The organism is Paraburkholderia solitsugae (assembly GCF_013177695.1).
GTDB lineage: Bacteria > Pseudomonadota > Gammaproteobacteria > Burkholderiales > Burkholderiaceae > Paraburkholderia > Paraburkholderia solitsugae.
Window position 1 is genome coordinate 1 of record NZ_WOEY01000134.1, and the last position, 17,475, is coordinate 17,475.

A 17,475-nucleotide genomic window follows, 5' to 3' on the forward strand; every position below is an offset into this window, starting at 1 on the left:
GCAAGCGCATGGACTCGCCGGATTCGAACTTGCTGCGCGGAATGATCTTGCCGCGTGCGATCCCGGCCATATCCGGAATGATCGCTTCGATTTCGGTGACGCGGTTCTTCTTCAGGAAGTCGTCGATTTCATGCATGGTTATTCTCTCAGTTTTGGTGCGCGACCGGCTCAGGCATGCGTGGCAGCGGCGGATGCCGCGCCATAGCCGGCCTTGGTGCGCATTCGATCGCGGCAGGCGTCGCCGAAGGCGCGGAAGATCGCGGTAGACAGCGCGTCGCTGGCATGCTTCCACTCCGGGTGCCACTGCACACCCAGCGCGAAAGCGCGCGCATCTTTTACGCTGACTGCTTCGATCAATCCGTCCGGCGCCGTGGCTTCGGCCACGAGTCCCACGCCTAACCGCTCGACGCCCTGGCCGTGCAATGAATTCACACGCGCTTCATTCGTGCCGCCCGCGAGGCGCTGTAACAAGCCGCCCTGCGTCAGCGTGATCGAATGCGACGGTGCGTATTGCACGTCGAGGTCGTCTTCCTTGTTCTCGCGATGGTCGTTCAAGCCGGCCACCGCGTGAACGCTTTGATGCAACGTCCCGCCGAACACCACGTTCATTTCCTGGAAGCCCCGGCATACCGCCAGCACCGGCACGCCTGCGGCAATCGCCGCGCGCAGCAGCGGCAGCGTCGTCGCATCGCGTGCGGCGTCGTGCAGCGTGCCCGGCGCGCTGGGAGGGCCGCCGTAGCGGCGCGGTTCGACATTCGAATAGCTGCCGGTAAACAGTAAGCCGTCAACGGCGTCCAGCACGTCCTCGGTGGACTGACGCTCGCCGAGCGCCGGCAGCAACATGGCCAGCGCCTGCGAGCCGTCCACGATCGCGGCGATGTACTTCTCGCCGGTGACGTGCGACGGGTGGACTCCCATCATCGTTCTGTCGGCGCTGATGCCGACCAGGGGTTTGTTTCGCATAACGAATAGACGTGTGTGTTCCCCGCGGGATGCGGCATGAACAACGTTAAACACAGCGCGGCACGATTCCGCAGCCGGACGCAAGGCGTCAGACCACCGGGGTAGTGCAGGCGGTCGTCGTCAACTGAACGCGCCGCGCGTGGTAATCAGGGAGGCTGTTCGATTCGATCCGTCGCGGTGCGCAACTGATCTGATTCGCATGAAACGTGCAGGCGGCAGACAGCACCGGACAGGCACGAGCGCAGGGCTCGAAAGAGCGCGCACACGCAAACAGACGAATCGAACAGCGAAAAGGGGGGAGGCGCTACGGCAGCAGCGAGGCGACTTCGTCCGTGCGCACGGCAATGAAGGCGCGCGCGGAGATGGAGTTGTGACGTCGAACTGAACGGCGGGACAGGATCGTGAAGACGGACAGGAAGCGGCGGAACGCAAGGCTGCCGTTGCTGCCGTCGGCGATGGCGCCGTCAGCGCGAGGACAACTCGCCTGACTACGATTCCATCTAACCAAAGGGCCTCGGACTCTCACGATTACACTCTAATGTCTATTGAACGGCTTGCTCGAAAACGCTTGGGGGCGTTTAAAGAAACAGCACGTTGGGATGGTCGGAGCTACCGTTGCGAAGTTGATTCGCTGCGCCGCAAAACACACATTCGTATTTCGTGACGCCGGCATGACGACCGCCTGAGAACCATCGTATACGAGCCAATAAAGCCGTCAAATCATTTTTATAAAAGATTTATCAGGGCTTTCCCGGGGGTGTCGCGAGAATACCAGTCCGTGGGAACATTCGTTGCGTCCACTATATTTCGGAAGCCTTTCAGGGGTTTTCCCTAGCGGCGCGAAGATTAAAGTGATTAGAATATTCAACACTCGCGGGCAATCCCTGCCCGAGTTCACGCGCCCCGATCGTCTCCCATGTCAGAGAATTCAGCGATGTCTATAGAAGTAGCGACCCGCCTGCAATACATTCGTAAGAAAAATGGCCTGTCCCAGCGTGAGCTGGCGAAACGGGCGGGGGTGACCAATGGCACGATTTCGCTGATTGAACAGAACCGCGTGAGTCCGTCAGTTGGGTCACTGAAGAAACTGCTCGAATGCATACCGATGAGTCTCGCCGAGTTCTTCACCTTTGAAGTCGAGGTGGAACGCTCTGTCGTGTCGCGCCGCGCCGACATGCCGAATCTCGGCAATGAGTCGATCGAGTTCTATCTGGCGGGCTCCAGTATCAAAGACCGCAACATGGGCATTCTGCGCGAGGTGTATCAGCCTCTGTCGGATACGGGGCCGGAGATGCTGGAGCACGAGGGGCACGAGGGCGGGGTGGTGGTCAGCGGTCAGATCGAACTGACGGTGGACGGCGTCACGTGGCTGCTCGACCCCGGTGACAGCTACTACTTCGAAAGCCGTCTACCGCATCGTTTTCGCAATCCCAGCGCGGAGCATCTCTGCGAGATCGTGTCGGCCAATTCGCCGCCCACGTTCTAAAGACTCCGCGCCAACGCGCCGCGACGCAGTTCCAAGCCGCCTGAAGTCGATGCCGGCGTGCGTCGAGCGCATAACAATGAGGCATCCTGATGGACAAGCAATCTCTCGCTTTCTGGCAAGACAAAGCCGCTACGCTTTCGCTCGAAGGCCGTGCGTTTATCGACGGTGAATACCGTGACGCCGCAGGCGGCCGCACGTTCGACTGCCTGAGCCCGATCGACGGCAAGCTGCTCGCCAAGGTCGCTGACAGCGGCGCGGCGGATGTCGACGCCGCTGTGGCTGCCGCCCGCCGCGCGTTCGACGCCGGCGTGTGGTCTGGCCTCAATCCGCGCAAGCGTAAGGCGATTCTATTGCGCTGGGCCGCGTCGATCCGCGAGCATATGGACGAACTCGCGCTGCTCGAAACGCTGGACGCGGGCAAGCCGATCGCCGATACCACCACAGTGGACGTGCCGGGCGCGGCCTATTGCGTCGAATGGTTCGCTGAAGCGATCGACAAGGTCGGCGGCGAAGTCGCGCCGGCCGATCATCATCTGGTGGGCCTCGTCACGCGTGAGCCGATCGGTGTCGTTGCGGCCGTCGTGCCGTGGAACTTCCCGATCCTGATGGCGTCGTGGAAGTTCGGCCCGGCGCTCGCCGCAGGTAACAGCGTCGTGCTCAAGCCTTCGGAGAAGTCACCGCTCACCGCGATTCGCCTCGCTCAACTCGCGCTGGACGCGGGCATTCCGGCCGGCGTGTTCAACGTGGTGCCGGGCGCGGGCGAACCGGGCAAGCTGCTCGCGCTGCATCAGGACGTGGACTGTCTCGCCTTCACCGGCTCGACCAACGTCGGCAAGCTGATCATGCAGTACGCCGGCCAATCGAACCTGAAACGCGTCTGGCTGGAACTCGGCGGCAAGTCGCCGAACATCGTGATGCCCGATTGCCCGGACCTCGACCGCGCGGCGAACGCGGCGGCCGGCGCGATCTTCTACAACATGGGCGAAATGTGCACGGCGGGTTCGCGCCTGCTCGTGCATCGCGACATCAAGGAGGTGTTCCTCGACAAGCTGATCACCGCCGCACGCAGTTATACGCCGGGCAACCCGCTCGATCCGAAAACCTCGATGGGCGCGATCGTCGACAACGTGCAACTCGAACGCGTGCTCGGCTATATCGAAGCGGGCCGCGCCGAAGCGAAGCTGCTGCTGGGTGGATCGCGCGTCAAGCAGGAGAGCGGCGGCTTTTATATCGAACCGACCATCTTCGAGATCCCGGCTGCCGGCGCGAAGGTCGCGCGCGAGGAAATCTTTGGGCCGGTGTTGTCGGTGATTACGTTTGACACGGTTGAGGAAGCGATCAGGATCGCTAACGACAGCGAATATGGTCTCGCCGCTGCCGTGTGGACCTCGAATCTGACCACCGCGCATGAAGTGTCGCGCAAGCTGCGTGCCGGTACGGTGTGGGTCAATTGCTACGACGAAGGCGGGGACATGAACTTCCCGTTTGGCGGTTACAAGCAATCGGGCAACGGCCGTGACAAGTCGTTGCACGCGTTGGAGAAGTACACCGAGCTGAAGTCCACGCTCGTTCGGCTGCGCTAAAGGATTCGCAAGCCAGCGCGGCGGCGTGCCTCATAGGCGCCGCCGCGTTCCCAATGAATCCGAGGCCGGACGTCGCATGCACCACCAGGAAGCTTCGCGTGCAGCGCCGGCATGTTTATCAGGTATCAGGTCATCTATGACTGAACTCGTTTACGGCGACGGCGCGATCCGTCGTTCGTCGCTCTATGGCTCGTCGATCGAAAACACCTATGCGGGTGTGTTGTCGTTCATGCGCCGCAAATACACCCGCGAACTCGACGGCGTCGATGTCGTGGTCTCAGGCGTGCCGCTCGATCTGGCCACGACCTTCCGTTCGGGCGCGCGTCTCGGCCCGGCGGCAGTGCGCGCTGCGAGCGTGCAATTGTCGGAGCTGCATCCGTATCCTTGGGGCTTTAATCCGTTCGACGATCTCGCCGTGACCGATTACGGCGACTGCTGGTTCGACGCGCACAATCCCATGACGATCAAGGAGTCGATCGTCGACCATGCGCGTACGATCCTGCGTTCGGACGCGAAGATGCTGACGCTCGGCGGCGATCACTACATTACGTATCCGTTGCTGATTGCGCATGCGGAGAAGTACGGCAAGCCGCTTTCGCTGATCCATTTCGACGCCCACTGCGATACCTGGGCCGACGACAGTCCGGACAGCCTGAATCACGGCTCGATGTTCTACAAGGCGGTGAAGGACGGTCTGATCGATCCGAAGACCTCGGTGCAAGTCGGTATTCGCACGTGGAACGACGATTTTATGGGGATCAATATCCTCGATGCTGCGTGGGTCCACGAACATGGCACGCGAGCAGCAGTCGAGCGGATCACGTCGATTGTCGGCCAGCGGCCCGCGTATCTGACCTTCGATATCGACTGTCTCGATCCGGCGTTCGCGCCAGGCACGGGTACGCCCGTGGCGGGCGGTTTGTCGTCGGCACAGGGGCTGGCCATCGTGCGTGGGCTCGGCGCGTTGAATCTGGTGGGCGCGGATGTGGTGGAAGTGGCGCCCGCCTATGACCAGAGCGAGATCACGGCGATTGCCGCCGCGCATATCGCGTGCGATCTGTTGTGTCTCTGGCGGCAGCGGAAGGTCGCTGAACGCTAATCACGCTTCATCGGCGTGTAGGACGACCGGCTCAGCCCATCGACGACGATCGATCGGGTTGACGCCGGCCTTCGCGCAAGCCGAGCGTGTAGGTGACGAGCGCGCCGCTCATGATCGCCAGTTGCCACATCAGCATGTCGCTCCCGCGGGCCTTCATGGCGAAGCCGGCGATGAGCGGCCCCACGATCGAACTCGTGGTGAAGGTGAGCGACACCAGCCGCATGTTGCGCGTGAGGGCAGCCTTATCGCTGCATGCCGCCGCGACCATGCCGAGTGTAATGTACGCGCTGTTCGTGCCCCCGAGCAGCAGTGCGCTCGCGTCAGCAAGCCATGAGGCGGGCGCGGCGAGCGCGAAACCGCAGATCGCCAGCGTGCTGAGCGCGGCGCAGACGATCACCGTTGCGGCGAGGCCCGCGCGATCGGCAAACCAGCCGACCGGAAATTGCAGCGCCATGCCGCCGACACCGAATAGCGTGAGTAGCGTGGCCGTCTGTGTGGTATCGAGGCCGTGGGCGTCGGCAAAGAGCGGGAAGAGGCCGTAGAGCGCGCCATCGCCGATCCCGCCTGCCGCGACGACCACCATGCCAAGGCTCACCAATGGGCCGATTGGGGCACCTTTTCCGATCCTGCTTGTTCGCACAGGCCGGTCTGTTTCAACAGCACGGCGCCCATCATCCGCGGTGGTCAGCCACAGCGGAACGGCCGCTGCAAACGTGAAGGCCGCGCCGGCCGCGAACGTGATGCGTCCGTCGACGGCGCACCACACCGCCAATGCCGGGCCGAGTACGCCTGCGCTGGCGATCAGCGCCTCGTGAACGCCCACTACACGCCCGCTCGACTCAGCCGGCACAAGCCGGTAGAGCCACGTTTCATTGGCGATCCAGCGCAAACCGACGCCGAGGCCGGTCAACAGCCCGGGTATGAGCCACAACGGCCAGCACAGCGCGTTCATCGTCGCGAACGCAACAATCGTGGCGGCGAGACCCAGCGATACCGTGCGCTTCGCACCGATGCGTTCCACCAGCCACGGCGCGATTAACAGGCCGACCAGCATGCCGGTCCATTGCGAAGCGGAGAAGAGGCCGGCGCGCGGCGCGTCGAGACCGTGATGCGCCAGCCAGACGGGCAGCACCATGAAGCCGATGCCGAACTGGCCAATCTGCGAAAGCGCCGAGACCGAGGTCAGCGCGGCGATCGCCGGCCAACGCACCGGCGCGGCGGCATTCATGGGCTGCTCCGCGCGGGCATCGGCAGACCCAATTCGCGGCATTCGACCGGGCAGCCGGCTTTCAGGCAGGGACCATCGTCGCAAAGGCGGCACAGTTGCATGGCGTGTGCCGGATCGCGGGTTTCGTTCCACAGGATCTTGATCAGCAGGCTTTCGAGCACAGGGCGCTCGCGCTCGTCGAGCTGCCCGACGATACGTTGGAGTATCCGGTCGCGTGCCGTTTGCAGGCGTTTGGCTTCACGCTTGCCGGCAGCGGTCAAGGCAAGCGCGACGGCACGTTTATCAGCGCCGGATTTCTTTTCGACAAGCCCCGCGTCCACCAGACCCGCGATAGCGCGGACCGCGGCCGGATGCGAAAGATCGACCGCCTCGCGCAATACTTCAATGGATGAGTCGGGATATTGACCGACAGCGTTGAGCATGGCGCGGGCAGTGGGGCCCGCAAGCGCGGCCACGGCAGGCTGCGCGTTGATCTCGTCCGTGACCAGCAGGGCGAGCACGCCGAGCAGGTTCTCTGTGCGCTGCGTCATGGGGACACCTCGATGTGTGCAACGTGCATATATGTATGTTGCACACATTGGGGGCGACGCGCAAGGGGTTTTTTGCGCGGCCCGGCTGTGGTCCAGGCTCGGGTTCAGACGCGTGCTGCGCCCATCGTCACTTCGCCAATCGTGCCCGCACGGTGTACTCGCCCTCGTCGACCTCGTCTTCCAACATATGGGCCATCGCCGTATTGAAGTCGGGCGGCAGCGGCTCGACCGGATAACCGCGTTTTTCCCACGCGTCGAGACCGCCCTTGAGCGCCTTGACGTGATGGATATTCTTTCGATGCAACTGATTGACGATCCGCTTGGCCGTCGCTTCGTTGGGACACACGCAATAGACGACAATCGGCCGCTTCAGTAACTCGGGATCCAGTGGCTCGGGTGAATCGAGATCGAGCAACTGCGCGCCCGCAATCCGGTGCGATTCTTTTGCGCGGATGCTGTGCGGCCGCGCGTCGAGGATGAGCGGCGGCTCATTGGACTTCATCAGTTCGTCGAGCTGATCTGGCGAAATGCGCACGTGCGCGAGCCAGCGGCGAAACTGCCAGCGGCGCACAAAGCGATAGAGGAGCGCGGCAATGAAGATCGCCGCGAACGCGTCGAAGATCGTGCCGCCGTTGTGGCGCACGAGTAGAACGAGTTGCACGATCTGATCGTGAATCGCCGCGCCGCCGATCACCCAGACGCTGGCCCACAGCGTCGCGCCGACAAAATCCCACAGCAGAAACACGCCGACGTTGATTGGCGTCGTGCCGAGCAGCGGCGCCGAGATCAGACCGAGGCCGGGCAGGAACTTCGCGACGGTGAGAATCGGCGCGCCGTACCGTTCATAGGTATTGCGTGCGACGCGCACGGTGGTGTCGAGCGAGAGCGAGAAGCGCACCAGATGATTCAGCAACCGGCGGCCGTACGTCCGCCCCGTGAAAAACCATAGCGAGTCAGCAATCAGCGTCGCGCAGACGGCGGCGCCAACGACGCTGGCGTAAGAGGTCTGTCCCATGGCGGCCATGGTTCCGCCGAGGATCAGCATCGGCGCCGCCGGAATCGGCAGGCCGAGTTGCGTAACGAGCACGCTCATGAACACGGCCCACACGCCCAGCGAGGGTGGAATAGCAACCGGAAAATGCCACACAACCACGCTCCTCTTGAGCCAATGAAAGGGTTTGAAACAATCCGCGCCCCGTCCGCACGTTGGCAGCCTGCGTTGCGCACGCGTCGTGCAGGTTAGGTGCCTGCCGGACAGCGGTCGGCCGCATGGCGCATTCAGCCGATCGGTACGAACGCAGCAGGACGAATGCGGATTTAAGCACAGGTTGGCCAAAGGGCGCTGCGGGGCGGGCCGAAAGCCTGAAAAAATTCAAGGAAATGGGGAGATCGGACGTGTGGGGATGAGCGAGTGACGAGCATCCGCATGGCGCATGCGGTGTTCCGCGCCACGGTTGCTACAATCGTCTTACACGTACAGATACAACGGAGACACCGCATGGCAAACCTTCCGCCGATCAGCCGCTACCCCGTGCCTGAGCCGGGTGAGTGGCCAGACGACATCCGCGCCCGCATCGTCGAAGTGCAGGAGAAAGCCGGTTTTGTTCCGAACGTATTCCTGACGCTGGCGCACCGGCCAGATGAATTCCGCGCCTTTTTTGCCTATCACGACGCGTTGATGCTGAAAGAGGGTGGCTTAACCAAAGGTGAGCGCGAGATGATCGTCGTCGCCACGAGCGCCGTGAATCAGTGCCTGTATTGCGTGGTCGCGCACGGGGCGATTCTGCGTATTTACGAAAAGGCGCCGTTGCTGGCGGATCAGGTGGCCGTCAATCATCGTAAGGCGGATATCACGCCGCGCCAGAAGGCGATGCTCGACTTCGCGCTGAAAGTCTGCCGCGAATCCGGCACTGTCGACGATGCCGACTTTCAGACGCTGCGTGAGCACGGCTTTTCGGATGAAGACGTGTGGGATATCGCGGCCATCACGGCATTTTTCGGGTTGTCGAACCGGATGGCCAACGTTATTTCAATGCGCCCGAACGACGAGTTCTATCTGATGGGGCGCGTGCCGAAAGCGGCAGCGGATGCGCCGCGAAAATAGCATCGGAGCGCTTGCTGCGGACTCGTGGCGTGCGTGAGAACGGGTGCTCATGCACGTCTCATGCACGCCCTTAGGCCGTCGCCGGCTCGGGGCGAATTGAGGGCGTGCTGACGGCCTTGTCGTCGATCGGGAAGTGCAGCATCGCGGCGATGAGTCCGGCGGCGACCGTTGCTTCCCACAGCAGCGAATACGAACCCGTCAGATCGAACACCAGACCGCCTAGCCACGCGCCCAGAAACGAGCCGATCTGGTGGCTTAGAAAGCAGACCCCAAAGAGGCTCCCAAGGTGCCGGGTGCCGAACACTTTCGCTACGAGCCCGCTCGTCAGCGGCACGGTCCCAAGCCAGGTCAGCCCCATCACGGCCGCGAAGATGACGACCGAAGCAGAGGTCTTCGGCAGCAGGAAGACGGTGCCGATCGTCACGCTGCGAATCAGGTAAAGCCAGCCGAGCACATGGTGCTGCCGGAACCGGCCGCCGAGCCAGCCGCATCCCCAACTGCCCGCCATGTTGAACAGGCCGATCAGGGCGAGCGCCGTCGCGCCCAGCCCGACAGGCATATGACAGAGCGTCAGATATTCGGGCAAATGGGTGGCGATGAACGCAAGTTGAAATCCACAGGTGAAGAAGCCGAGCGTCAGGAGTCGATATCCGCGATGCCGGGCCGCCTGAGCGAATACCTTGCTAAGCGGCATGGCGGGCGGCTCCTGGACCGGCGTGCCGACATTCGCGCGCCGGTCGAGCACGATGCCAAGCGGCGCGATCAGCAACATCAGGAAGGCCAGCACGAAGAGCGATGTGGCGATGCCCGAGCTGAGCCGGATGCTCTGCACGAGCGGGATCATCAGCACCTGTCCGGCCGAACCGCCTGCGCTAACAAGACCCATCGCCATGCTGCGTTTTTCCGGGGAAGCAATGCGGCCGACCGCCGGCAACACCACACCGAACGTCGTGCAACTGACGCCGATGCCGACCAGCAGACCCATGCCGACGATCAGCATCGGGCCCGATGGCGCGACGGCCGGGACGCCCAGGCCCGCGGCGAATGTCGTCGCGCCGAACGCGACCACGGGCGCCGAGCCATAGCGGTCCGCGGCGGCGCCCGCGAACGGTTGCGCGAAACCCCACACCAGGTTGTGCAGCGCGATCGCGAACGCGATCAGCGTGACGGGCAGGCCGCGGTCGAACGAGAACGGCCCGATGAAGAGCCCGAAGGTCTGCCGGATACCCATGGCGGCGCTCAGAATCAGCGCGCCGGCGATGATCACGAGCGTCGTCTGATTGAACGGCACGGCGAGGCGTTTGCTCTGTGTGGTGGACATGGTTCTGATCTCCTTGGACACCATGGTCGCAGTGAGCGTCAGAAGCGGCAAAAGAAAAGATTTTGACGACAGGTGAGCGCGGCTCACCTGTTCAGGTTGGATGTGGGGTTCAGTAGCTGGCGCGACGCAATCCCGTGCCGGCAGCATCCGATGGCGTGTCGAACTGCTCAGCCTCGCTGAGCAGCCACCGCTTGAAGTCGAACAGTTCCGGGCGCTGCTGCGCGCTATCCGCATTTTGCGCGCACACCAGCCAGTAAGCCGTGGAGGAGGCGATCGTGTGTGGACTGGCTTCGACGAGTGCGCCGGTCGCGAGATCGCGGTCCACCAGCGGCCGTCTGCCGAGCGCGACGCCGAGGCCCATGCTCGCGGCTTCGAAAGCAAGCTGGATCGTGTCCACGCGTAACCCGTCGTTCAATTCGAACCCTTCGGTGGCGGCCCCATCTATGGCGACCCCGTCGATCCACGCCTGCCAGTCCTCGCTTGCCGAGTTCACGTGAATGAGCGTCGCGTGGCGCAGATCGACGTTGCCGTGCTCGTCGCGCAGACTATCCCTGTAAGCAGGGCTGCACACCGGCACCAGGCGTTCGCCGAACAGACGCGTCCAGGCGGTCCCCGCGACCGGGGCGCGGCTGAGGCGAATGGCGAAATCGAAGCCGTCGACGGGAAAGCCGACCTGACGGTGCGACGTGTCGACGGTGACATTTGCATCCGGCCAGTGTGTGCGAAAGGCGGCCAGGCGCGGCAGCAGCCAGCGCGAGGCTAACGTGGGCGCGCAACTCAGCGCGATTGGGCGATTCGCGCGGTGGTTCGGCAGGCGCTGCGTGCCGATCGCGATCAGCGAGAACGCTTCGGATACGTACGACAGATAATCGGCGCCCGCCGCCGTGAGCGAAATGCCGCGCGGCTCGCGCACGAACAGTTCCACGCCGAGCGACTGCTCGAGGCCGACGATGCCGTGACTAATGGCGCTCGGCGTGACGTTCAGTTCCGCGGCGGCGAGCTTGAAACTCTGATGCCTGCCGGCCGCTTCGAAGAAGCGAAGCGCGGGCAGGGGCGGCAGGCGAAGCGGCATGGTGCATCCCCAAGGGCGGCGCGGCGGGCGCCGTGACGGTGCAATAGCGCGCCGGTGCGCGCATGCTGTTTCGGGAAAGGATACCTTGCAAACCGGTTTCGATTGTTGCCCGCGTGTCTTGCGCGTGTCGCGCTGATTCGCCTGAGGCTCGAGGCGTGAGCGCCTACGTCCCGACGGCGTGACCCTGCTCGACCGTCGTCTGCAAATAGGTCGAGACGGCGCTCGCCCGCATCGGTCGGCCGAACAGATAGCCCTGCATCGCGCGAGCGCCCAGCGCCTGGACGACGTCGGCTTGCGATGCCGTTTCGAGTCCTTCGACGATGCATTCGAGTCCGAGATTTCTGCACAGATCGAGCACCGACTTGACGATCTTCTTCGACGCGCTATTGGAATCCACGTCGGTCATGAAGCTGCGGTCGATCTTGATCGTGTCGAAGGGCAGGCGATGCACGTAGCTGAGGCTCGAATAGCCGGTGCCGAAATCGTCGAGTGAGACGCGGCAGCCGGCTTGCTTGATCATCGTGAGCGAACTGTGGGCCTGCTCGAAATCGCGCGTTACCGCGGTTTCCGTGATCTCGAAGTTCACGTGATGCGCGGGCACACCGCTGTCCAACACGATATCGACCAGGCGGCGAGCGCGTGGCGAAGTCGAAATATCGATCGCGGAGAGATTGAACGACAGGTAGAGGTCGGACGGCCAGCGCGATACTTCCTCAAGCGCTTTGCGCAGCAACACCTCGGTGACGTGCAGAATCAGGTCGGTACGCTCGGCAATCCGAATGAATTCCTCAGGCCTGACTGCGCCTAGCCGCGCGTTGTGCCATCGCCCGAGCGCCTCCATGCCGATGGTGCGTTGCGTGAGCACATCGTAAATCGGCTGAAACTCGAGGAGCAGTTCGGACTCCAGGTCCGCATGGCGGAGTTCCTGGGCGACGAGACTCGAGCGCCGGATCCGCGTCTCATGTTCCGTCGAGAAGATGACCGGTGTGCCGCGGCGGCTTTCCTTGCCGACGTACAAGGCGGCATCGGCGCGTTCGAAAACCTGCTGGACGGTCGTGCCTGCTTCCGGAAACGCTGCCCAGCCGATCGTTCCTGTCAGCTCGGCGACATTGCCGGCCACCCGATAGGGCTGGCTGAGCGCTTCGCAGACGCGCTCTCCCAACTCGACCAGCGTCTCGTTCGCCAGTTTGTGCTGGGCCAGCACGCCGAATTCGTCGCCGCCCAGGCGCGCGAAGAAAATGCCAGGCTCGGCGAACGCCAGCAGTCGCACGCCGACTTCCTGCAGCACGAGGTCGCCGCTTGCATGTCCGTAGATATCGTTGACCTGTTTGAAGCCGTCGAGATCGATCAGCCCGACGTTGAAGCCGCCGCCGGTGCCGAGCGCCTGTTCCGATAGCGCGCGCAGCGAGGCGAAGAAGCTGCGCCGGTTGGGCAGGTCGGTCAGGCTGTCGATGCTCGCGAGCCGGAAGTTGTCGTCACTGAGGGTTTGCGTTTTCTGCTGGCTTACCTGCAATTCGCGCTGCGCGTGCACGACGCCAGCGAAAGTCCGGTAATACAGTTCGATGATGAAGGCGAGTGCGACGCCGACCAGCGTCATGTCGATTGCCATCGCGATGAAGATAGGCGAGCGCGTGTAAACCAGAAACGCCGAAAAGCTTAGGACGACGATCGAGAGCAGAAGCAGGGCGGCCGCCCGCAGATGCATGAGACAGAATACGCAGCCGACCAATGTCGTCGCCATGTAAAACGTGACTTGCGCCTGCTCATAGGCGGTGCCGTAGGGAAACAGCAAAAGCGACCAACTGCTGAAGGCGGTGCCGAAGATGCCCGTGAGCCAGATCAGCTTGCGCAGTTCGGGCACGGCCTTGTCGTGCGTCAGAACCCGCTGCCGGACCCGCCACCAGCGCACGCAACGGATGATGCACAGCGTGCAGAGCACTCCCGGGAAGTAGATGGACAACCATGCCGGCGTCGACCCCAGATGGGTGATGGCGACAGCCAGCGTGTTTACGAGCAGAATGAAATAGAGCAGCGGTATCTGGCGGCCGAATGCCTGGAGTTGCGAGCGCACGAGTTCAGGGTCGCCTTCCGCGACCGACAGCGCTTCCCTCAATCTGGCTAACCGAACCATTCCCGTCCTTGTAACGTTTGCGCCGCACACGCAGCTTTGTATATCGGCCGGATCGGTGAGACCTTGAGGGCGTTTTCAGGGGAAATAAAGCGCGCATTAAATGAGCGGTAAATACGCCCGGCGAGCGAGTCGGCCATAAGTCATTTGTGCAGCGTCAGCTTGCACGAGATTTGCTCATCCAGGGCGTCGGGGCATGGCCGGATTCGCCCTGCCGGGCGGCCTTGCGCAGGCGGTATCGCTGGCCGCGGCGGTGGTGCGGGACCCTGCGGCGAGCATCGCTCATGTTGCAATATGGAGAATTTTCATTGTTTTATTCTTTCCGGATTCTTTATTGCTGAGCGCGGCGGGTGCTGAATACCGAATCGTTGCGATCCACCATAAGATAGTAAAAAAGCGTGACTGCAACCGGTTTGCCGCCGCTAAAGCACTGAAATTGCAACGGAATGTGATACGCCGCGAGCAGCCATAAAGCGGGAGAAACGCGTAAGCGCGCGATTCTTATAGGACTTTGGGACAAAAAAACGTCAAATTGCCGCTGGGCGGGCGATACAAGGCTTACATCCAACGTTTGCGTGAATATGCGCCTATGCGTTAGTGTGTCGGTCCCGGCGCAACAGATGTGGCGCCGGTTCCATGATTACCATACGGGAAGTGCTATGAACAAACAGGAACTGATTGATGCAGTCGCCGCAGCGACGGGCGAAAGCAAAGCGGCCACCGGCCAAACCATCGACGCTATTGTCGAAGCGGTGACCAAAGCCGTTGTGGGTGGTGATACGGTGCAACTGGTCGGTTTCGGTTCTTTCTCGACCGGCGCGCGCGCAGCACGCGTGGGCCGCAATCCGTCGACGGGTGCCGAGATCCAGATCGCGGCAGCCAAGACGGTGAAGTTCACCGCCGGCAAGGCATTCAAGGAAGCCGTCAACGCGTCGTAATGCAACGCGCCTCGCGCCGGAGCATCCACGCGCGTTGTTGTAGCGCGCGGCGCCCGATGCATCGGGTGTGAGGAATCACGCGCTGCCCAGCCCCGGTAAGCGTGTTTAATCGGTGGTTGGTGCGGCGCGTGTGGTGCGCGTTGGCACTTATGCCGTTGTTGTTGGCTTCTGGTTTTGCGTCATGCACGCTCGCCTTCCGGTTGCTGGTTGCGCGAGATCGTGCAGGCCGCGTCGGTGAGTTCAGCCCGCGCGTCGTTTTCGCGTCGCTTCGGCCAGGGTGTCGAGCGCCGGTTCGGTTTGCGCCCAGCTCACGCAGGCGTCTGTAATCGACACGCCGTGACGCAGCGGCACACCGGCTTTCAGATCCTGACGGCCTTCTTCCAGATGACTTTCGAGCATGACGCCGATAATGCGGCGCTCGCGCTGAGAGAGTTGCTGCGCGATATCCTGCACCACTTCCAGTTGACGCAAATGCGATTTGCCTGAGTTCGCATGCGAACAGTCGATCATGACCTGTTCGCGCAGGCCTGCCGATTTGAGCGCCGCGCAGGCGGCTTCGACGGACGCGCTGTCGTAATTCGGACCTTTCTTGCCGCCGCGCAAAATAACGTGCGCGTCGTCATTGCCACGCGTTTCGAAGATCGCGGCCATCCCCATCTTGGTCATCCCCATGAACGCATGACTCGCGCGTGCCGCCACGATCGCGTCCGCGGCGATTTGCACGCCGCCGTCCGTGCCGTTCTTGAAGCCGATCGGGCAGCTCAGCCCCGATGCGAGCTGCCGGTGACTCTGGCTCTCCGTCGTGCGTGCGCCGATCGCACCCCACGCGATCAGATCCGCGATGTACTGCGGGCTGAGCAGGTCGAGAAATTCGGTAGCCGTGGGCAAGCCGAGACCGTTGATGTCAAGCAGCAGTTGCCGTGCGAGACGCAGCCCCTCGTTGATGCGGAAACTGCCATCGAGACGCGGGTCGTTGATATAGCCTTTCCAGCCCACCGTTGTGCGCGGCTTTTCAAAGTAAACCCGCATGACGATCAGCAGATCGTCTCTATAGGTTTGTGCCGCGACCTTGAGCTTGTGCGCGTATTCGATTGCCTCGTCGTGATCGTGAATCGAACACGGGCCGACGATCATCACGAGCCGGTCGTCACGGCCGTGCAGAATGTCGGCGATTTCCGTGCGGGTTTGCTCGACGAGCGTTTGCACCGGCTGCGGCACAGGCAACTCGTCCTGCAGCAGGGCGGGGGAAATCAGCGGACGTACCGCGCCGATACGCACGTCGTCGATGCGCGTGGTGTCCTGGGTGGCGTCGGCCGAGCCGACTTCCTGATCGTGCAAAGGATTGTCGATGGCGCTCAAAATATTCTCCCGGACCTGGTATGTGGGGTGGCCTCACGGCCTGAATGGGTGGGTGTTGGTGCGTTGCCTGGCTGCTGCCGGGATTATGACACTCGCGCGTGCGGGCCGGATGACCGTTATTCGAGGCGTTTGATGAGCGCCATGGCGGCGGCCGGATTGCGTTCCTTGAAGCCGCTGATGATGTAGAGGTAGACGTCGCGTGCCGTGGTTTTTGCGGGGGCTGCGGCCGAGGTTTCCATGTCGTCCGGTGTGGTGCCTGCGGCGAGTTGGCGGGCGCGTTCGACCCAGGTGTCGAGGGCCTGGGGCGAATAGCCTTTGGCGTGCTTGTCGCTGGTACCCATGATGCGGGCGTAGGCGAATGGCGCGGTGATGTCGGCGATTTGCGGGTAGTCGCTGTCGGCTGCCAGCACGACGGCGACTTTGTACTTTCTGGCTAGCGCGATGAATTCGGGGGTCTTGAAGCTGTCGTTGCGGACTTCGATGGCGTGTCTTAGTGTTTGGCCTTCGATGCTGGCGGGCAGCAGTTTCAGGAAGGCTTCGAAATCTTCCGGGTCGAACTTTTTGGTGGTGGCGAATTGCCAGTTGATTGGGCCTAGCTTTTGTTTTAACAGCAGCACGCCGCTGGCGAAGAAGCGTTCGATGGTTTCGTTGGCGTCCGCCAGGATTTTTCTGTTTGTTGCGTAGCGGGGGGCTTTTAGCGAGAAGACGAAATCTTTCGGGGTTTCCTGATACCACTTTTCGTAGCTTGCTGGTTTTTGCAAGCCGTAGAAGGTGCCGTTGATTTCAATCGATGTGAGGTTTTTGCTCGCGTGGTGGAGTTCACGGCTTTGCGTGAGGTCGGATGGGTAGAAGGTGCCGCGCCAGGGGGCATAGGTCCAACCGCCTATGCCGATTCGGATTTTGCCGCTTTTCGGGGATGGCATTTTTCTCTGCCTCTTTGGGGTGGCTTCGCCGGGAGGGTAGATTAACGCATTTGTTTTGGGTTTTGCCTGCGGGGCGCTTGTTTCGTCTGTTTGCCTACGGCGTTGGGCCTTGCCTGGTTTGTTTGCCTGCGCGGCGCTTTCTGTCTGTACGCCTGCGGCGGTGGGCTTTTCTTCATCTGTTCGCCTGCGCGGCGCTTTGTTTCTGTGTGCCTGCGACGTGGGCCTTTCCTTGATTTGATATTGGATTATTAGCGTCGCCCCTGTGCGGGGCAGGCAAAAGAAAGCGGCTCAAACCGCTAATTTTTAAGTGGGTCCCCTGGCTTGGAGGGGATAGTGGTGCATCTGGAATCTGTGTTCTCGCACATTCAGCGCGAGTGACAAAGCAGTCATACTTCCGGTGGCGCTGCGCGCGCCGACGCGTAATTCAACAACCGATTGTTGCGGTTTCGCCCTCGTATTTTGATTGGCACCACGACCGCTTGCGGAAATCGCCTTCGAGATGCATGGGTGCCTCGCCGAGGCGAAGCCGATGGCCCCCACCGCGCCCAAACGAAGCCCCTGGTTTCCCATGCAGACCCATCCGCGACGCACGCAGTGCGGAGTGGGAGCTGATGAGCGCTTTGTCACTAACGCCGAGTGTGCGAGGGCGCGGATTCCAGATGTACCACTACCGCGACTGTGCGGGGGACCCGCTTAAGAATTAGCGGTTTGAGCCGCTTTCTCTTGCCTACTTCTCTTTGC

16 protein-coding genes and 1 pseudogene are annotated in these 17,475 nt (G+C 62.3%); 6 read left to right on the forward strand and 11 right to left on the reverse strand.

Features of this window, described 5'->3' with window-relative positions; genetic code table 11:
- From GNZ12_RS45625 to GNZ12_RS34355, 3 genes and pseudogenes are all read right to left on the reverse strand, one after another.
- A pseudogene (locus tag GNZ12_RS45625) lies at positions 1–136 on the reverse strand (glutamine synthetase); the annotation flags it as partial.
- A 32-nt stretch (positions 137–168) separates the two neighbouring features.
- Positions 169–963 carry a gamma-glutamyl-gamma-aminobutyrate hydrolase family protein gene (locus GNZ12_RS34350; RefSeq protein ID WP_172316430.1) on the reverse strand — a complete coding sequence of 265 codons (795 nt, stop codon included), beginning with the start codon at positions 961–963 and terminating at the stop codon, positions 169–171.
- A gap of 304 nt (positions 964–1,267) precedes the next feature.
- The gene (locus GNZ12_RS34355; RefSeq protein WP_035516723.1) at positions 1,268–1,471 is read right to left on the reverse strand and encodes a hypothetical protein; all 204 of its coding nucleotides are present in this window, start codon (positions 1,469–1,471) and stop codon (positions 1,268–1,270) included.
- Positions 1,472–1,897: 426 nt separating this feature from the next.
- Here GNZ12_RS34355 and GNZ12_RS34360 point away from each other — a divergent pair, with 426 nt between their 5' ends.
- From GNZ12_RS34360 to speB, 3 genes are all read left to right on the forward strand, one after another.
- Positions 1,898–2,449: a cupin domain-containing protein gene (locus GNZ12_RS34360; protein WP_074287080.1), complete on the forward strand. Its 552-nt coding sequence runs from the start codon at positions 1,898–1,900 to the stop codon at positions 2,447–2,449.
- Positions 2,450–2,538: 89 nt separating this feature from the next.
- The gene (locus GNZ12_RS34365) at positions 2,539–4,032 is read left to right on the forward strand and encodes an aldehyde dehydrogenase (RefSeq protein WP_172316431.1); all 1,494 of its coding nucleotides are present in this window, start codon (positions 2,539–2,541) and stop codon (positions 4,030–4,032) included.
- A 136-nt stretch (positions 4,033–4,168) separates the two neighbouring features.
- Positions 4,169–5,131: an agmatinase gene (speB, locus tag GNZ12_RS34370; protein ID WP_172316432.1), complete on the forward strand. Its 963-nt coding sequence runs from the start codon at positions 4,169–4,171 to the stop codon at positions 5,129–5,131.
- A gap of 31 nt (positions 5,132–5,162) precedes the next feature.
- Here the strand turns inward: speB and GNZ12_RS34375 are convergent, their stop codons facing one another.
- The 3 genes from GNZ12_RS34375 to GNZ12_RS34385 form a co-directional block, all read right to left on the reverse strand.
- Entirely contained in the window at positions 5,163–6,359 is a 1,197-nt protein-coding gene (locus tag GNZ12_RS34375) for an MFS transporter (protein WP_172316433.1), read from the reverse strand.
- On the reverse strand, positions 6,356–6,889 hold the full coding sequence (locus GNZ12_RS34380; protein WP_172316434.1) for a MarR family winged helix-turn-helix transcriptional regulator: 534 nt from the start codon (positions 6,887–6,889) through the stop codon (positions 6,356–6,358). The genes GNZ12_RS34375 and GNZ12_RS34380 overlap by 4 nt, the downstream gene beginning before the upstream one ends.
- 127 nt (positions 6,890–7,016) lie before the next feature.
- A complete protein-coding gene (locus tag GNZ12_RS34385) occupies positions 7,017–8,036 on the reverse strand; it encodes a VTT domain-containing protein (RefSeq protein ID WP_172316435.1) in 1,020 nt (339 codons plus the stop codon).
- Between the two features lie 351 nt (positions 8,037–8,387).
- Between GNZ12_RS34385 and GNZ12_RS34390 the strand changes: the two genes are divergently transcribed.
- Positions 8,388–8,993 (forward strand): peroxidase-related enzyme, encoded by a 606-nt coding sequence (locus GNZ12_RS34390; RefSeq protein WP_172316436.1) that lies wholly within the window; start codon positions 8,388–8,390, stop codon positions 8,991–8,993.
- A 70-nt stretch (positions 8,994–9,063) separates the two neighbouring features.
- Here GNZ12_RS34390 and GNZ12_RS34395 read toward each other — a convergent pair whose 3' ends face one another.
- The 3 genes from GNZ12_RS34395 to GNZ12_RS34405 all read right to left on the reverse strand — a co-directional run bounded on the left by GNZ12_RS34395 (position 9,064) and on the right by GNZ12_RS34405 (position 13,517).
- The gene (locus GNZ12_RS34395; protein WP_172316437.1) at positions 9,064–10,314 is read right to left on the reverse strand and encodes an MFS transporter; all 1,251 of its coding nucleotides are present in this window, start codon (positions 10,312–10,314) and stop codon (positions 9,064–9,066) included.
- A 109-nt stretch (positions 10,315–10,423) separates the two neighbouring features.
- Positions 10,424–11,386, reverse strand: coding sequence for a LysR substrate-binding domain-containing protein (locus GNZ12_RS34400; RefSeq protein ID WP_172316438.1), 963 nt, complete (start codon positions 11,384–11,386; stop codon positions 10,424–10,426).
- A gap of 163 nt (positions 11,387–11,549) precedes the next feature.
- The gene (locus GNZ12_RS34405) at positions 11,550–13,517 is read right to left on the reverse strand and encodes a putative bifunctional diguanylate cyclase/phosphodiesterase (protein WP_172316439.1); all 1,968 of its coding nucleotides are present in this window, start codon (positions 13,515–13,517) and stop codon (positions 11,550–11,552) included.
- Positions 13,518–13,710: 193 nt separating this feature from the next.
- Here GNZ12_RS34405 and GNZ12_RS34410 point away from each other — a divergent pair, with 193 nt between their 5' ends.
- Together GNZ12_RS34410 and GNZ12_RS34415 are read left to right on the forward strand one after the other, a co-directional pair.
- Positions 13,711–13,986: a hypothetical protein gene (locus tag GNZ12_RS34410; RefSeq protein ID WP_172316440.1), complete on the forward strand. Its 276-nt coding sequence runs from the start codon at positions 13,711–13,713 to the stop codon at positions 13,984–13,986.
- 187 nt (positions 13,987–14,173) lie between these two features.
- Positions 14,174–14,452, forward strand: coding sequence for an HU family DNA-binding protein (locus GNZ12_RS34415; RefSeq protein ID WP_006049832.1), 279 nt, complete (start codon positions 14,174–14,176; stop codon positions 14,450–14,452).
- A 240-nt stretch (positions 14,453–14,692) separates the two neighbouring features.
- On the opposite strand, the gene GNZ12_RS34420 is transcribed toward GNZ12_RS34415, so the two are convergent.
- Both GNZ12_RS34420 and GNZ12_RS34425 read right to left on the reverse strand, forming a co-directional pair.
- On the reverse strand, positions 14,693–15,811 hold the full coding sequence (locus tag GNZ12_RS34420; protein WP_328806104.1) for a 3-deoxy-7-phosphoheptulonate synthase: 1,119 nt from the start codon (positions 15,809–15,811) through the stop codon (positions 14,693–14,695).
- A 116-nt stretch (positions 15,812–15,927) separates the two neighbouring features.
- The gene (locus tag GNZ12_RS34425; protein WP_172316441.1) at positions 15,928–16,734 is read right to left on the reverse strand and encodes a DUF72 domain-containing protein; all 807 of its coding nucleotides are present in this window, start codon (positions 16,732–16,734) and stop codon (positions 15,928–15,930) included.
- Positions 16,735–17,475 lie beyond the last annotated feature (741 nt).

Coding starts and splice junctions, on each gene's coding strand:
- GNZ12_RS34365 (WP_172316431.1), top strand. CDS start 2,539: ATGGACAAGCAATCTCTCGCTTTCTGGCAAGACAAAGCCGCTACGCTT.
- GNZ12_RS34360 (WP_074287080.1), top strand. CDS start 1,898: ATGTCTATAGAAGTAGCGACCCGCCTGCAATACATTCGTAAGAAAAAT.
- GNZ12_RS34390 (WP_172316436.1), top strand. CDS start 8,388: ATGGCAAACCTTCCGCCGATCAGCCGCTACCCCGTGCCTGAGCCGGGT.
- GNZ12_RS34410 (WP_172316440.1), top strand. CDS start 13,711: ATGGCCGGATTCGCCCTGCCGGGCGGCCTTGCGCAGGCGGTATCGCTG.
- GNZ12_RS34350 (WP_172316430.1), bottom strand. CDS start 963: ATGCGAAACAAACCCCTGGTCGGCATCAGCGCCGACAGAACGATGATG.
- GNZ12_RS34395 (WP_172316437.1), bottom strand. CDS start 10,314: ATGTCCACCACACAGAGCAAACGCCTCGCCGTGCCGTTCAATCAGACG.
- GNZ12_RS34380 (WP_172316434.1), bottom strand. CDS start 6,889: ATGACGCAGCGCACAGAGAACCTGCTCGGCGTGCTCGCCCTGCTGGTC.
- GNZ12_RS34375 (WP_172316433.1), bottom strand. CDS start 6,359: ATGAATGCCGCCGCGCCGGTGCGTTGGCCGGCGATCGCCGCGCTGACC.
- GNZ12_RS34415 (WP_006049832.1), top strand. CDS start 14,174: ATGAACAAACAGGAACTGATTGATGCAGTCGCCGCAGCGACGGGCGAA.
- GNZ12_RS34425 (WP_172316441.1), bottom strand. CDS start 16,734: ATGCCATCCCCGAAAAGCGGCAAAATCCGAATCGGCATAGGCGGTTGG.
- GNZ12_RS34400 (WP_172316438.1), bottom strand. CDS start 11,386: ATGCCGCTTCGCCTGCCGCCCCTGCCCGCGCTTCGCTTCTTCGAAGCG.
- speB (WP_172316432.1), top strand. CDS start 4,169: ATGACTGAACTCGTTTACGGCGACGGCGCGATCCGTCGTTCGTCGCTC.
- GNZ12_RS34405 (WP_172316439.1), bottom strand. CDS start 13,517: ATGGTTCGGTTAGCCAGATTGAGGGAAGCGCTGTCGGTCGCGGAAGGC.